We start from the raw sequence: 15,232 nt of genomic DNA, 5'->3' as shown, positions 1-15,232 counted from the left end.
CCCGTCCGCCGACCGCCACACCTGTGCTCAAACGGCGCGCATTGACATTCCCTGCTTGCACCCCACATCTTCGCCCGCCATAGACCGCGCCTAGCGACATTCAGGAGGTTCCGACGTTAAATGCCCGTCGTCGTTGTCGAATCCCCGGCCAAAGCCAAGACAATCAACAAGTATCTTGGTCCCGGCTACACCGTACTTGCCTCGTATGGGCACGTGCGCGACCTGCCTCCGAAGGACGGGTCCGTCGACACCGACCATGACTTCGACATGAAATGGGAGGTCGCGTCGGACAGCAAGAAGCACATCAAGGCCATCGCGGATGCGCTGGCCGAGGATGGCGAACTGATCCTCGCGACGGACCCTGATCGTGAAGGCGAAGCGATCAGCTGGCACCTGCAGGAAGCGCTGACCAAGCGCAAATCGATCAAGAAGGACACGCCGGTCAGCCGCGTCGTGTTCAACGCGATCACCGAATCCGCCGTGACCGAAGCGATGGCCCATCCCCGCGATGTGGACATGCCGCTGGTGGAGGCATACCTCGCCCGCCGCGCGCTGGACTACCTTGTGGGCTTCAACCTCTCCCCCGTTCTGTGGCGCAAGCTGCCCGGCGCGAAATCGGCCGGCCGGGTGCAATCCGTCTGCCTGCGCCTGATCGTCGAGCGCGAGATGGAGATCGAAGCCTTCAAGCCCCGCGAATACTGGAGCGTGAAGGCCATTCTTTCCACGCCCTCGGGCGACGAATATGAAGCGCGGCTTGTCTCGCTGGATGGCAAGAAGCTGGATCGCTACGATCTGGGCGATCACGACACCGCCCATGCCGCGGTGAAGGCCATCGAGGACCGCGCGCTGAAAGTCGTGTCCGTCGAAGCCAAACCGGCCAGTCGGAACCCCTCGGCCCCGTTCATGACATCGACCCTGCAGCAGGAAGCCAGCCGCAAGTTCGGCATGGGCGCCCGGCAGGCGATGAGCACGGCGCAACGGCTGTATGAAGCCGGACACATTACTTACATGCGGACAGACGGCATCGACATGGCGCCCGAAGCCGTCGAGGCCGCCCGGGCCGAGATCGGTTCGCGCTACGGCGCCGAATACGTGCCGAAGTCGCCCCGCATCTACAAGAACAAGGCCAAGAACGCGCAGGAAGCGCATGAATGCATCCGCCCCACGGACATGAGCCGGGACGCGGAAAACCTGAAGGTCACCGACCCGGACCAGAAGAAGCTATATGACCTGATCTGGAAGCGCACGCTTGCCTGCCAGATGGAAGGCGCGCGGATGGAGCGTACCACCGTCGAAGTCGCCAGCGACGACGGCAAGGTAGGCCTGCGCGCGACCGGTCAGGTCGTGCTGTTCGACGGGTTCCTGCGGGTCTACGAAGAAGGCCGCGATGATGTCGTCGACGATGACGACAAGCGCCTGCCCAAGATCGCCAAGGGCGAAGGCGCCGAGAAGCGCAAGCTGCTGCCCGAACAGCATTTCACCCAGCCCCCGCCGCGGTACACCGAGGCGACGCTGGTCAAGCGGATGGAAGAACTGGGCATCGGCCGGCCGTCGACCTATGCGTCGATCGTGACCACGATCCAGGATCGCGGCTATGTCCGGAAGGACAAGAACCGCCTGTTCCCGGAAGACAAGGGGCGGCTGGTGACGGCGTTCCTGTCGAATTACTTCAAGAAATACGTGGGCTACGATTTCACCGCCGATCTTGAAGACCAGCTTGACCGCGTCAGCGCGGGCGATGCCGATTACAAGGAACTGCTGAACCAGTTCTGGAAGGACTTCTCGGCCGCCGTGGCGGATACCGCGGAGCTGCGGATCACCGAGGTTCTGGAAAAGATCAACGAGGTGCTTGAACCGCACCTTTTCCCGCCCAACGAGGACGGGACCGATCCGCGGCTTTGCCCGAACTGCAACAAGGGGCGCCTGTCGATGCGCACGGCGCGGTCGGGCGGGGCGTTCATTGGCTGCTCGAACTATCCCGAGTGCCGCTATACGCGTCCCTTCGGCCCCCCGGGCATGGAAGACGATTCAGGGTCCGGCATCCCGCCCGAAGGCAAGGTGCTGGGCGAGGATTCGGGCGACAAGATCTATGCCTTCAAGGGCCGATTCGGTCCTTACGTCCAGCGGGGCGAGGCGACGGATGAACAGCCCAAACCCCCGCGCCAGTCGATCCCCAAGGGCTGGCCGCCCGAGGACGTGGACCTGGAACAGGCGGTCAAGCTTCTGTCCCTGCCGCGCGCCATCGGGGCCCATCCCGAAGACGGTGTCATGGTCTGGTCGAATATCGGCCGCTACGGGCCGTACCTGAAGCACGCCGAAAGCATTTCCGACCGGGGGGGCACCAATGCCAACCTGGAAGAGGTCGAAGATGTCTTCACCATCGGCATGAACCGCGCGGTGGAGGTCCTGGCCTCGAAACCCCGGCGCGGACGTGGCGGGACGCCTGCGGCGCCGCTGAAGGAACTGGGCGAACATCCCGAAGGCGGCGGCCCGGTGTCGGTGATGAAGGGGCGCTACGGGCCTTACGTGAAGTGGGGCAAGATCAACGCGACGCTCCCGGACACGATCGAGGTCGATGCCGTGACCATGAGCCAGGCTGTCGAACTGATCGACGCGAAGGCCGCCAAGTCAGGGAAGAAGAAGCCTGCCGCCAAGAAAAAGGCGCCGGCCAAGAAACCTGCCGCGAAGAAGACCAAGGCCGCGCCCAAGACGGCGGCGAAAAAGGCGGGCTGAGCGAGTCCGCTCTGCCACACTTTCAGACGTGCAAGAAAACGTGATTGGTAGCGCCACTGGGGTTCTGATCAACGTCCGGCGTTAACGTTTCGATGCAGGACAGGTTCTTCATGACCACGCCCCTCACCCGCCGGTTTTTCCTGAACACCGCCGGCGCCTCTCTGGCGCTGGCGCCTTTGGCCGCCCGCGCGCAGAACATGCTGCCCGAGCCTGAACCCGAGCCGCCTGCGGCACGGAATATCTCGAGCTTCTCGGGCCAGAACTGGCAGGATCATTTCCAGACGCTGGGTGTGGCCACCGTCGTTGTCGACACCCGCTCGCGCGCGCTGCACTACTGGTCGGAAGACGGCAGCGATTACCGCATCTATCCCACGTCGGTGCCCCGCACGGACGAGCTGACCAAACGCGGCTATACCGAGATCGTGCGCAAGAAGGTCGGCCCCAGCTGGACGCCCACCGCGTCGCAGATGGAACGGTTCCCCGACTGGAAACCGATTGGTCCGGGGCCGGACAATCCGCTGGGCACCCATGCCATGTATCTCGACTGGCCCGCCTACCTGATTCACGGCACCCACGACACGCGCAAGATCGGGCGTCAGTCGTCAGATGGCTGCATCGGCCTTTACAACAACATGATCGCCGAACTGTTCGAACTTTGCCCGGTCGGCACGCAAGTCCGCGTCATCTGACGCGGCGGGCCGCCTGACGGCCGGCAGGCGGTGTCGTCGTGTTGACACCGCCCCGGTCGGGCGGCACAAGCTTCCTCGTATTGTGCGCGAGGGAGAGCTTCATGAAGAAAGTCTATGGTTCCGCCGCCGAGGCGCTGGACGGCCTGTTGTTCGACGGCATGCTTGTCGCCGCGGGCGGCTTCGGCCTGTGCGGCATCCCGGAGCTGCTGCTTCAGGCGATCAAGGACGCCGGCACCAAGGACATGACCTTCGCGTCGAACAACGCGGGCGTCGACGATTTCGGGATCGGCATCCTGCTGCAGACGCGGCAGGTCAAGAAGATGATCAGCTCCTACGTGGGCGAAAACGCCGAGTTCATGCGCCAGTACCTGTCCGGCGAGCTTGAGCTTGAATTCAACCCCCAAGGCACGCTGGCCGAACGCATGCGCGCCGGCGGCGCCGGCATCCCGGGCTTCTACACCAAGACGGGCGTGGGCACGGTGATTGCCGAAGGCAAGGACCACAAGGATTTCGACGGCGAGACCTACATCATGGAACGCGGCATCTTCGCCGACCTGTCCATCGTGAAGGCGTGGAAAGCCGACGAAACCGGCAACGCGATCTTCCGCAAGACCGCCCGCAACTTCAATCCGCCTGCAGCGATGTGCGGCAAGACCTGCGTGATGGAAGTGGAAGAGATCGTGCCGACCGGCTCGCTCGACCCGGACAACATCCACCTGCCCGGAATCTACGTGCACCGCCTGATTCAGGGCGACCATGAAAAGCGTATCGAACAGCGCACCGTGCGCCCTGCCGCGTAAAGGAGATTACAATGCCCTGGGATCGTAATCAGATGGCCGCGCGGGCGGCACAGGAACTGGAAGACGGCATGTACGTGAACCTCGGCATCGGAATCCCGACGCTGGTGTCGAACTACATTCCCGAAGGCATCGAGGTGATGCTGCAATCGGAGAACGGCATGCTGGGCATGGGCCCGTTCCCGGTGGAAGGGACGGAAGACCCCGACCTGATCAATGCCGGCAAGCAGACGATCACCGAACTGCCGCATACCGCCTATTTCGACAGTGCCACGTCCTTCGGCATGATCCGCGGGGGCAAGATCGCCATGGCGATCCTCGGCGCGATGGAAGTGGCCGAAAACGGCGACCTGGCGAACTGGATGATCCCCGGCAAGCTGGTGAAGGGCATGGGCGGCGCGATGGATCTAGTCGCCGGCGTGGGCCGCGTGATCGTGGTGATGGACCATGCCAACAAGGCCGGTGAATCGAAGGTGCTGAAGGAATGCACCCTGCCCCTGACGGGCACCGGTGTCGTCGACATGATCATCACCAATCTCGGCGTCTTCGACGTGGTCGAAGGCGGGCTGAAGGTCGTCGAACTGGCCCCCGACGTCACCATGGACGAGGTCGAGAAGCTGACCGACGCCACGCTGGTTCACTGACACCGCTCCAAAATCTGGACAAATTGCCGCCCGGACGCCTTCCGGGCGGTTTTTTTTCGTGTCTGCAGCATGCGATGCCCCGACGGTTCGACCCAAAGATATGCCTTTCGCGCCCAACTCCTGCCCGATTCCCGGCGCCATATGCCTTGGAACCGCAGAGACCGGCCGACGCAGGCCACAGACCCCGGGCGGGCCTGCGCACGTCGACCGAACCAACTGGAGAGCGTATCATGCAGAACCTGACCAAACTTCCTCGACAAGGCCGAAGCCTGAGCGTGACCGTGGACTGGGTCATCATGACGGCGGCGGTCGTGGCGCTGGTAGGTGCTGCCTATACCTCGATCGAAGGGAACGTGACCTCGCTTTCGGACTCGGTCCGGACGGATGTCGCGACCGCCGGCGGCGGACGTTGACGCCCGCGTCACGGTCGCCAGCAGGCCCCGGCCCATGGATCCGGTCCAGCGACTTGATGCGGAATCTTGTTCAACATCTTCATCGAAGAGCCCGTACGGGAAGACTTTTCGGATTTCTTCGCTAAAGTGTCGTGAACGGAGGGGGCCGCTCGACCATGTCGGCGATGATGTATCTTATGTGGGAAGAACACCCGGAATCTGGAACGGCTGACACCCGCAGGTTCCTGACATTTGGCAAGGCGAAACCGGCAACGGGCCGTTTTGGCCAGATGAACGGAGCAACAGGCCCATGATCGGCATTGCGGGCTGCGGCCGCATGGGTGCGCCCATGCTGCGCGGGCTGCGCAGCATGGGGCTGGCGGCCACCGGTTTCGACGTGCGGCCGCCGGCCGAATTCGGCGACATGCGCATGATCGTGACGGACGACGCCGAGGGTTTCGCCAGGACCATCGACACCCTGATCACGGTCGTGCGCGACGTTCCGCAGACGGAAGAGGTGCTGTTCGGTGCCCAGAATTTCGCCTTTGCGCCGCAGCTTGAACGGATCATCGTGTCCTCCACCCTCTCGCCCGCCTACGTTGCCGGCCTGCGCGCGCGGGTGCCGGATCACGTGGCCCTGCTGGACGCGCCCATGTCCGGCGCCCGGATCGCGGCCGAGGAACAGCGCCTGACATTCATGGTCGGCGGCAGGGACGACGATATCGAAGAGGCCATGCCGCTTTTCCTGGCCATGGGCCGCCGCGTTCACCGCATGGGGCCGTACGGGGCGGGCATGCAGGCCAAGGTCCTGAACAACCTTCTGGCGGCATCGAACACGGCGATGACACGTCTGGTGCTGGACTGGGCCGGGCAGCGCGGGATCGAGCGGGAGCGCCTGTTGTCCCTGATCGACAGCGCGTCGGGCCAGAACTGGTTCGCCTCGGGCTTCGACAAGATCGAATTCGCCCGCGACGGGTTTGCCGATGACAACACCATCGGCATCCTCGTCAAGGACATAGACAGCGCGCTGGATGCCGCCCCCGAAGGCGCGGATCTGACCCTGCCGGAAACGGTGCGCCGGATGCTCGCCAAGCTGCCGCCGATGGACTGACCAAGGCACTGGAACACCGCGCCCCGCCGGGCTAGCTCTTGCGCCATGGCCGATCTCCCTCGCCCCATCGAAGACTGGTTCCGGACCCGCGGCTGGAGCATCCATCCCCACCAGCGGGAGATGTTCGACCGCGCGGGCGATCCCGCCACGCTGCTGATCGCGCCCACCGGCGGCGGCAAGACGATGGCCGGCTTCTTGCCCACGCTGGCGGAACTGGCAGACAATCCGCGCCCCGGGCTGCATACCCTGTACGTGTCACCGCTCAAGGCACTTGCCGCCGACATCAAGCGCAACCTGAGCACCCCAGTGGACGAGATCGGCCTGCCCATCCGCATCGACGATCGTACTGGCGACACCACCGCCACGCGCAAGAAGGCTCAGCGCGCCGACCCGCCGCATATCCTGCTGACGACGCCGGAAAGCCTTGCGCTGCTCACATCCTACGAGGACGCGGCCCGCACCTTTGCCGGGCTGCAACGCGTGGTGATCGACGAAATCCACGCGCTCGCGGAATCGAAACGCGGCGATCAGCTGATGCTGGCGCTGGCCCGGCTGCAAACGCTCTGCCCCGGCCTTCGGCGCGTGGGGCTGTCGGCCACGGTCGAGGACCCGTCGGCCATCGCCCGCCTTCTGGCCCGCCATCCCGATCCCTGCGCGATCCTGACGGCGGATCCCGGGCCCGCGCCGGACATCACGATGCTGGAAACGCCCGAGCGGCCGCCGTGGTCCGGCGGCGGCGCGGCCTATTCCATCGCCGCCGTACTGGATCTTGTCCGCCAGCATCGTATCACGCTGATCTTCCACAACACCCGCGCGCAGGCCGAGATCTTCTTTCACAACCTCTGGCTGGCCAATGACGACGCGCTGCCCATCGGCATCCATCACGGCTCGCTCGACCGACAACAGCGCGAAAAGGTCGAAGCGGCGATGGTCCGTGGCGATCTGCGCGCCGTGGTGTGCACCGGCAGTCTCGATCTGGGGATCGACTGGGGCGATGTGGACCTCGTGATCCAGATCGGTGCTCCCAAGAACGTGAAGCGGCTGGTGCAGCGGATCGGCCGCGCCAACCACCGCTACAACGCCCCGTCCAAGGCCGTGCTTGTCCCCGCCAACCGGTTCGAGGTGGTCGAATGCGTGGCGGCCCTGGACGCCGCCCGCGCCCATGCGCTGGACGGCGACCCGCGCGGGCCCGGCCCGCTCGACGTGCTCTGCCAGCATATCCTGATCGCCGCCTGCTCCGGCCCCTTCGACGCGAACGAGCTGTTCCACGAAATGGCGTCCGCCGGTCCCTATGCCGGCCTCTCCCGCGCGCAGTTCGACGATTGTCTCGATTTCTGCGCAACGGGGGGCTACGCGCTCAGGGCTTATGACCGCTACCAGCGGCTGATGCAGAACGCAGACAGGCGATGGCACCTGCGCGATCCGCGCAGCGCGCAGCGGATCCGCATGAACATCGGCACGATCCAGGACACCGACACGCTGAAGGTCCGCCTGAGACGCAGCCGGGGCGCCAAGCCGCTGGGAGAGGTGGAGGAAGCCTTCGCCGCCTCCCTTACCCCCGGCGACACCTTCCTGATCGGCGGAGAGATCGTCCGCTACGAGGGCCTGCGCGAGATGACGGTCGAGGTCACCCGAAACGCCGCCCGCAAGCCCAAGATCGCGACGTTCATGGGCTCAAAATTCTCGACCTCCACGCAGCTCAGCACCCGCATTCTCGACATGTTCGCCGCCCGCGACTGGTCCGGCCTGCCCGGGCACACGGCCGAATGGCTGGACCTGCAGGCCGACGTCTCGCAACTGCCCAAGGCTGGGCGCCTGCTGGTCGAAAGCTTCCCCCATGACGGGCGCGAGCATCTTTGCATCTACGGTTTCGCTGGGCGTAACGCGATGCAAACGCTGGGGTTGTTGATCACCAAGCGGCTGGAGGAAACCGGCCACAGCCCTCTGGGCTTCGTCGCCACCGATTACGCGGTGCTGATCTGGGGGCTGGATCCCGTGACCGACGTGGCGCCATTGTTCGATGCGAACGCCCTGAGGCAAGGGCGCGATGCCTGGCTGGCCGAGAACATGATGATGAAGAAGACTTTCCGCGCATCGGCCACAATCGCGGGCCTGATCGAACGGAACACGCCGTCGGCCCGGAAGTCCGGGCGGCAGGCGACGTTTTCGTCCGATATCCTCTACGACACGCTCCGCAAATACGATCCCGACCACCTGATCCTGCGTATCACCCGGCAGGAGGCGCTGCGTGGCATGGTCGATTTCGGCCGGATCGAGGAGATGCTGACGCGCATCGGCACCCGGATCGACCTTGTCCGCCTTGACCGCGTGACACCGCTGGCCGCGCCTTTGTTCCTGGAAGTCGGCCGCGTCCCGGTCCGGGGCAGCGCCGAGGAACGCCTGCTGGCCGAGGAAACCAGCCGCTTGATGGAAGAATCCGGACTGGCGAACCTGACTTGACCCCCTTGCCTCTGCCCCGCGTCTGCGCGAAGAACGGAGCATGAACACGCCTATTGCCGCCCCGCCCGTCCACCACATCGCCCTTGCCGGCGCAGAGCTTTCCGCGCTCGGCAGCGGCGCGCTCTGGTGGCCGGCAGAACGGCTGCTCTGCATCTCCGACCTGCACTTGGGCAAATCCGAACGCATGGCCCGCCGGGGCGGCAGCACCCTGCCGCCCTACGAGACGCAGGACACCCTCACCCGCCTCGCCGCCGATCTGGACCGAACGGGTGCCTCCCGCGTCATCTGCCTGGGCGACAGTTTCGACGATGCCGAGGCGGCCGGCGCCCTGCCTGAAGCCGACCGTCTGTGGATCACGCAATTACAGGCCGGGCGGGACTGGACCTGGATCGAAGGCAATCACGATCCCGGCCCCATCGCGCTTGGCGGAGCGCACCGGGCCGAGATGCAGATCGGGCCCCTGACGTTCCGCCACATCGCAACCGAAGGGGCACAGGGCGAAGTCTCGGGCCATTACCACCCCAAGGCCCGCATCCGCACCCGCGCGGGCCGCATTGCGCGACCGGCCTTCCTGGTCGATGACACCCGGCTGATCCTGCCGGCCTACGGCACCTATACCGGCGGACTGGATTGCGGGTCTGCCCCCCTGTCCGGGATCATGAACCCCAACGCCATCGCCATCCTGACAGGCCGGACGCCCCTGCCCGTTCCCATGCCGCGACAGGGTGTGAAATAGCGCACCCGCGGGCCCTCCCGCCGGAGCCGCCCCAGGGGCGGTGACCGGGACGGGCGGGGTTCGATGCCCCGCGCGGCCCGGCCCCGTCACGCGCGCCCTTAACGTTTACTCGGCCGCGGCCGCCATCTCGCCCGTCCACGCGCGCTGGACCGGGACGAACAGGGATACCGAATCCCCCATCGCCACCGGGCCTGGGTGTTCCACCCAGGCGGTGACACCGCGGCGGCCTTCGGCGGCAGTCTTGAACTTCGCGCCGAACCCGGCGTGGTCCCGCTCCACCTCGCGCCCCGGCAGGACGCAGGGCTGGTTTTCCATGTCGACGGTCAGGGTCAGCCCCGACGGGAACTGAAGCCGCGACGACGGCGGGATATGCGTGAAATCCGGAATGCCCTTCACCACCATGCTGGCCCCCAGATAAGCCGGGTCCAGCCGCTCCATCCCCATTGCCGCGGCAATGGCGGACAGTTCCTCGATCGACAGGATCGACAGTTGCCGCACGTTGCGGATTTTCGTCCCCTTCGGGTACAAAGCCGTCACCCGCACGCAGCTGGGCCGCAGTGTGCCCGCATGGCGTTCGCCCTCCAGCCCGTCGAAGGTCAGGTCCAGCCCGTCCTGCGCATCGGCCGCGATCCCGCCAGCATCCGGCACCTTGCCCAGCCAGACCACTTCGCCCTGGAATTCAGACTTTCGAATTGTCGCCATGACATGCTCCCGATCCGGTTGCCGGGACCTGTCCCGGCACGCGCAGGGTAAAGAAGAGCCGGCGGAAGGGAAACAGGACAGAGCCGTCGTCGCAGGGATAGTGTGCGGCAACTGCGCGGTCATACTCCGCGATCAGCCCCGCCGCCTCCCCCTCGCTCAGAACCGACAGCACGGGGCGCGCGAAGGTCGACGATGTGAACTGCCGGACGGGATGTCCGCCGTCCGATGGCGGCAGGGTCTGGAAATACTCCGTCTCCCACAGATCGACTTCGCCCAAAGGACGCAGGATCTCGTGATACGCGCGCGCCTCCGGGATGCCGGGGGCCGCGGCAGGATCGAACCGGCCGGGGAACAGCTGCTCCACCAGTTCCAGCCACAGCCGGTGGGACGGCGCCGGGTTCTGATGCGGGACCTGCACGGCCAGGGTGCCACCCGGTGCCAGCATCCCCGCCAGACGCGGCAGCAGCTGCGCGTGACCCGGCAGCCAGTGCAGCAGCGCGTTGGAAAAGATCAGGGCCAGCGGAGCGTCTGCCTCCCACTGCCCGGCGTCGGCTTCGGTCAGAAGACCATAGGCCCCCGCGGCCCGCGCCTTCCCCAGCATCGCCGGAGAGCTGTCGACCCCGATCAACCGCCGATACGGAAACCGTGCGGCCAGCACAGGCCCGACAGTCCCGTTGCCGCAGCCCAGATCGCATATGTCGCCTTGGGCAAGATCGCCCACGCGCGACAACAGATCCACCGCCGGTCGCAGGCGCAGGTCGCCGAACCGTTCATACAGCGCCGGGTTCCAGTCCATCGTGGACCCCTCCAATCTTCGCATGCAACGGCATACAGATCCGCGGGACAAAGAAAAACGGCCGGGCAATTGCACCGGCCGTTTTCAAACTCAGACGCTGGGCTCGGGCTCCATCCCGCCGCCGCCCGACGTGTTCTTGGGCTTGGTCTTGGGGATCGAGGTGATCGACGGCTTTTCCCCGTCCGACGGCGCGCTGCCGCTGTCGTCGTCGTCCATTTCGGGCGGTTGCCCGTCGATGACGCGCTGGATCTCTTCGCCGGTCAACGTCTCGTACTCCAGAAGGCCTTCCGCCAGCCGTTCCCATTCCGCCTTGCGGTCGGTCAGGATCTTGTAGGCGCGTTCATAGCCGTGCTGGATGAAGAGCTTCACCTCTTCCTCGATCAGCTCCTTCGTGTGGGCCGAGACCGAGAACCCGCCGGTGTTGCCCTGGTAGCCTTCATGCGCCTCGGCATAGTCGATATTGCCGACCTTGTCGGACATGCCCCAGCGCATCACCATCGCGCGGGCCAGGCCGCTGGCCTGCTGGATATCGCCTGCCGGACCGTTCGAGACAGCGTCTTCGCCGTACTTGATGATCTCGGCCGCCTTGCCGGCCATGGTCATGGCCAGTTTCTGTTCGCATTCCTGCTTGTGCCAGTTCAACCGGTCGATTTCGGGCAGCGAAACGACCATGCCAAGCGCACCACCACGCGGGATGATCGTGGCCTTGTAGACCGGATCGCACTCGGGCAGCGACATGCCGACGATGGCGTGACCGGCTTCGTGATAGGCGGTCTTTTCCTTCTGCTCGGGCGTCAGCACCATGGAGCGGCGTTCCGCCCCCATGATCACCTTGTCCTTCGCGTTCTCGAAATCTTCCATCGTCACGAAGCGCCGGCCGACACGGGCGGCCATCAGCGCCGCTTCGTTCACCAGGTTCGCCAGATCGGCGCCCGAAAAGCCGGGCGAGCCGCGGGCGATGATGCGCAGATCGACATCGGGGCCAAGCGGCGTCTTGCGCGCGTGAACACCCAGGATCTTCTCGCGGCCCTTGATGTCAGGGTTGCCGACGGTGACCTGACGGTCGAAACGGCCGGGACGCAGCAGAGCCGGGTCCAGAACGTCTTTCCGGTTGGTCGCGGCCAGGATGATGACGCCTTCGTTGGCCTCGAACCCGTCCATTTCCACCAGAAGCTGGTTCAGCGTCTGTTCGCGTTCGTCGTTCCCGCCGCCATAGCCTGCGCCACGATGACGTCCCACGGCGTCGATTTCGTCGATGAACACGATGCACGGCGCGTTCTTCTTGGCCTGTTCGAACATGTCACGGACACGGGACGCACCCACACCCACGAACATTTCCACGAAGTCGGAGCCCGAGATGGTGAAGAACGGCACGCCAGCCTCACCCGCAATCGCACGGGCCAGAAGCGTCTTACCGGTGCCCGGAGGACCAACCAGCAGCGCGCCTTTCGGGATCTTGCCGCCAAGGCGGCTGAATTTCTGCGGGTTGCGCAGGAATTCGACGATCTCTTCCAGCTCTTCCTTGGCCTCGTCGATGCCGGCGACATCGTCGAAGGTCACGCGGCCCTGCTTTTCGGTGAGCAGCTTGGCGCGCGATTTGCCAAAGCCCATGGCCCCGCCTTTGCCGCCGCCCTGCATCCGGTTCATGAAGAAGATCCAGACGCCGATCAGCAGAAGCACCGGCAGAAGCGTGATCAGGAACGACTGGAAGCCCGATTGCTGCTGTTTCACGGCCTGGATCGGGATGTTCTCCTCGATCAGCAGGTTCGTGATTTCGGCGTCCTGCGGCTTGATGGTGACGTATTCGTTGCCATCGCTGCCACGGAAGCGGACCTGCTCTCCGTCAAGGGTGACCTGAGTCACCTCCTGGTTCTGGACCCTGTTCACGAACTCCGAATAGGGCATCTCCCGGCTTTGCAGCGTTCCACCGCCACCACCGAAGATGTTGAAGAGCGCGAGGATCAGCAGGAACAGCACGACCCAGAAGGCGATGTTGCGCGCGTTGTTCAAGGAAGGTCTCCTGAAATATCAAGGCGGGGGACAATGTCCCCGCGTTCTGTATAAGATAGAGATGCTGCGCTCAGGTTCAATGCGATAATGGTCAGCGAAGGAACGCGCCGCGTGTGTCGCAGACCGCCTGCCAGCCGTTTTCGAGCCCCGCAAGGGGGGCTGCGACCAGTCTGTCGCCCTTCCAGACCGCGGGCGACGCAACCAGCGCGTCCCGCGGACGGCCGGTTTCGCGCCAAGCCTTGCAGGCTTTCAGGCCTTCGTCCCCAAGTGCGCGGATCCGTAGCTTGTCGTCATACGGACCGGTCAGGCGCCAGCGCCCGTCCCACACCGCATCTGTCCGTGATTCCAGTTCCTCGACCGCCTGCCTTTCCCGGCAAAGCCGCGCCGTGTCGCCCGTTTGCAGCAACCGGCAGCCGCCCAGCGTCGTCTGCTCCCCCCGGATGGCGGCGGCGACCAGCGCCATCAGGGGCGTGCGCCTTGGTGGATAAGTGTCTCCGGCAATCCACGCGACCGCCCGGGCGAAGAGGCGGCGGGCCAATTCCTCGGGAAGCGACGACAGGCCGGCCCTGTCGAACAGCAGATCGCCTGCATCGACGCTCACGATACCGTGCGCGGCCCGTGTCACGGCCCAGTCGAGCGCGGCACGGCTGCGGGCCATGTTGCCCGCCACCTGTGCCAGGGCGGCAGAATCGATGCCCAGCGGCGCAAGTGTCCTTATCGCCTGACGCACGCGGACACGTTCGAAGCGGGGGTCATCGTTGCTGGGATCGTCGCACCACGCGATACCCTGCGCGCCCAGATGCGCGCGCAGGTCCTCGCGGGAGATGTCGAGAAGCGGCCGCAGAAGCTCCACCCCGCCTTCGACGCGACGCGGGGCCATGGCCGACAGCCCGTCCACCCCCGCCGCCCGGCCAAGCCGCATCAGCACGGTTTCGGCCTGATCGTCGCGTGTATGACCCAAGGCGATCGTGGGCAGATCGTGCGCCGCCGCCCATTCGGTCAACAGCCGGTACCGCGCCTGTCGGGCGGCATCCTGCATGTTGCTGGTGGCCTTGGTGCCATCCCAAGACAATACGTCATGCGGAATACCAAGCTGTGCAGCGATCTGCCCGGCGTGGCGGGCTTCGTCCGCGGCCTCGGGCCTCAGCCCATGATCGACCGTCGCGGCACGCAAGCGTGTACCTTCGAGCTCCAACGCCTTGTGGAGGAGATCCATCAACGCCAGCGAATCCCCGCCCCCGGACACGGCGATACCGATGGCGGGCGGAATGTCATTGCCCAAAGCCGCGCGGACCCGGTCCACCAGATCGCGCGGGCCGGACATTACTCGCAGTTCAGGCGAACACGTTCGGCCTCGGCCCGCGTCACGGCAGAGGCGCCCGGGAAGCGGACGCGGACTTCGCCCAATGTCAGGCAGGCCTGACGGCTTTGCCCCAGCTTGCCAAGGGATGTGCCCAGAAGCGTCAGCGCCTCGGCCGCGCGGGGGCCCTGCTGGTCAGCGGTGAAGGCCGCAAGATAGGCCCGCGCGCCTTCGCGGTGATCGCCCATTGCTTCCAGCGCATTGCCGCGGCGCAGGTAGGCATCCACGGCCAGCGGGCTGCCGGGATAGGCCTCGTTGAACTGGCCGAAAAGCTCGGCCGCCTTCTGGTTGTCGCCGGCGTCTGCCGCGGCGACGGCGGCATCGAAATCCGCCCGCTCGCCCACCGCCAGCGCGACGTCGGGTGTACCGGAATCGGGCGTCGACGGCTGCACCGGCGACGGCACCGCGCCAGGCTGCGCATCCCCGCCGCCCAGCGTTGACGTTTCGCCCAGGCTCCCGATATCGCCGCCTTCCAGCTCGACCAGCCGGAATTCGAGATCGCCGATACGGTTGGTGCCATCGGCCACCACCTGTTCGATCCGGTGCTGAAGCGCTTCCGTCTTGGCGGTCAGATCCTGCAACGCGGCCTCGATCGCCGCGACGCGGTCTGGCAGGCTGCTGCCGCTGGTGCCCGACGCCGCACCTGTCGTGGACAGTTCGCGTTTCAGCTTCTGCATCTCGACATTCAGCACCGTCAGTTCCTGACGGATATCGGCCAGCGTTTCGGACCGCGCGCTGTCCTGCGCCGCGACGGGCGCGGCGAGACAGCACAGAACCAGCAATGACAGCAGCGTGCGCATGA

Annotated in this window: 13 protein-coding genes; 8 read left to right on the top strand and 5 right to left on the bottom strand. The window is 65.5% G+C overall.

Annotation, left to right across the window (positions count from 1 at the left end):
* Window positions 1–120: 120 nt before the first annotated feature.
* From topA to pdeM, 8 genes are all read left to right on the top strand, one after another.
* A complete protein-coding gene (topA, locus tag D4754_RS09900) occupies window positions 121–2,733 on the top strand; it encodes a type I DNA topoisomerase (RefSeq protein ID WP_121063014.1) in 2,613 nt (870 codons plus the stop codon).
* 110 nt (window positions 2,734–2,843) lie between these two features.
* Window positions 2,844–3,422 (top strand): L,D-transpeptidase, encoded by a 579-nt coding sequence (locus D4754_RS09895; RefSeq protein ID WP_163025864.1) that lies wholly within the window; start codon window positions 2,844–2,846, stop codon window positions 3,420–3,422.
* Between the two features lie 101 nt (window positions 3,423–3,523).
* Window positions 3,524–4,222, top strand: a complete 699-nt coding sequence (locus D4754_RS09890) for a CoA transferase subunit A (RefSeq protein ID WP_121063012.1) — start codon at window positions 3,524–3,526, stop codon at window positions 4,220–4,222.
* An 11-nt stretch (window positions 4,223–4,233) separates the two neighbouring features.
* Entirely contained in the window at window positions 4,234–4,863 is a 630-nt protein-coding gene (locus tag D4754_RS09885) for a CoA transferase subunit B (RefSeq protein WP_121063010.1), read from the top strand.
* Between the two features lie 230 nt (window positions 4,864–5,093).
* Window positions 5,094–5,276 (top strand): hypothetical protein, encoded by a 183-nt coding sequence (locus D4754_RS09880; protein WP_121063008.1) that lies wholly within the window; start codon window positions 5,094–5,096, stop codon window positions 5,274–5,276.
* A 289-nt stretch (window positions 5,277–5,565) separates the two neighbouring features.
* The gene (locus tag D4754_RS09875) at window positions 5,566–6,366 is read left to right on the top strand and encodes an NAD(P)-dependent oxidoreductase (RefSeq protein ID WP_121063006.1); all 801 of its coding nucleotides are present in this window, start codon (window positions 5,566–5,568) and stop codon (window positions 6,364–6,366) included.
* Between the two features lie 45 nt (window positions 6,367–6,411).
* Entirely contained in the window at window positions 6,412–8,826 is a 2,415-nt protein-coding gene (locus D4754_RS09870) for a ligase-associated DNA damage response DEXH box helicase (protein WP_121063004.1), read from the top strand.
* A gap of 40 nt (window positions 8,827–8,866) precedes the next feature.
* Window positions 8,867–9,562: a ligase-associated DNA damage response endonuclease PdeM gene (pdeM, locus tag D4754_RS09865; protein WP_121063002.1), complete on the top strand. Its 696-nt coding sequence runs from the start codon at window positions 8,867–8,869 to the stop codon at window positions 9,560–9,562.
* A gap of 105 nt (window positions 9,563–9,667) precedes the next feature.
* On the opposite strand, the gene D4754_RS09860 is transcribed toward pdeM, so the two are convergent.
* From D4754_RS09860 to D4754_RS09840, 5 genes are all read right to left on the bottom strand, one after another.
* Complete coding sequence (locus D4754_RS09860) at window positions 9,668–10,264, bottom strand: MOSC domain-containing protein (protein WP_121063000.1); 597 nt, start codon at window positions 10,262–10,264, stop codon at window positions 9,668–9,670.
* A complete protein-coding gene (locus D4754_RS09855) occupies window positions 10,242–11,060 on the bottom strand; it encodes a methyltransferase domain-containing protein (protein WP_240453826.1) in 819 nt (272 codons plus the stop codon). Before D4754_RS09855 ends, D4754_RS09860 begins: the two co-directional genes overlap by 23 nt.
* 90 nt (window positions 11,061–11,150) lie before the next feature.
* The gene (ftsH, locus tag D4754_RS09850; RefSeq protein WP_121062995.1) at window positions 11,151–13,070 is read right to left on the bottom strand and encodes an ATP-dependent zinc metalloprotease FtsH; all 1,920 of its coding nucleotides are present in this window, start codon (window positions 13,068–13,070) and stop codon (window positions 11,151–11,153) included.
* Window positions 13,071–13,161: 91 nt separating this feature from the next.
* Window positions 13,162–14,394: a tRNA lysidine(34) synthetase TilS gene (tilS, locus tag D4754_RS09845; RefSeq protein WP_121062993.1), complete on the bottom strand. Its 1,233-nt coding sequence runs from the start codon at window positions 14,392–14,394 to the stop codon at window positions 13,162–13,164.
* Window positions 14,394–15,230: a tetratricopeptide repeat protein gene (locus tag D4754_RS09840; protein WP_121062991.1), complete on the bottom strand. Its 837-nt coding sequence runs from the start codon at window positions 15,228–15,230 to the stop codon at window positions 14,394–14,396. The genes tilS and D4754_RS09840 overlap by 1 nt, the downstream gene beginning before the upstream one ends.
* Between the last annotated feature and the right edge of the window lie 2 nt (window positions 15,231–15,232).

Source organism: Chachezhania antarctica (assembly GCF_003646465.1).
Classification (GTDB): domain Bacteria; phylum Pseudomonadota; class Alphaproteobacteria; order Rhodobacterales; family Rhodobacteraceae; genus Chachezhania; species Chachezhania antarctica.
The sequence above is the reverse complement of the archived record's forward strand: the minus strand, read 5'-3'. Positions and strand labels throughout refer to the sequence as shown.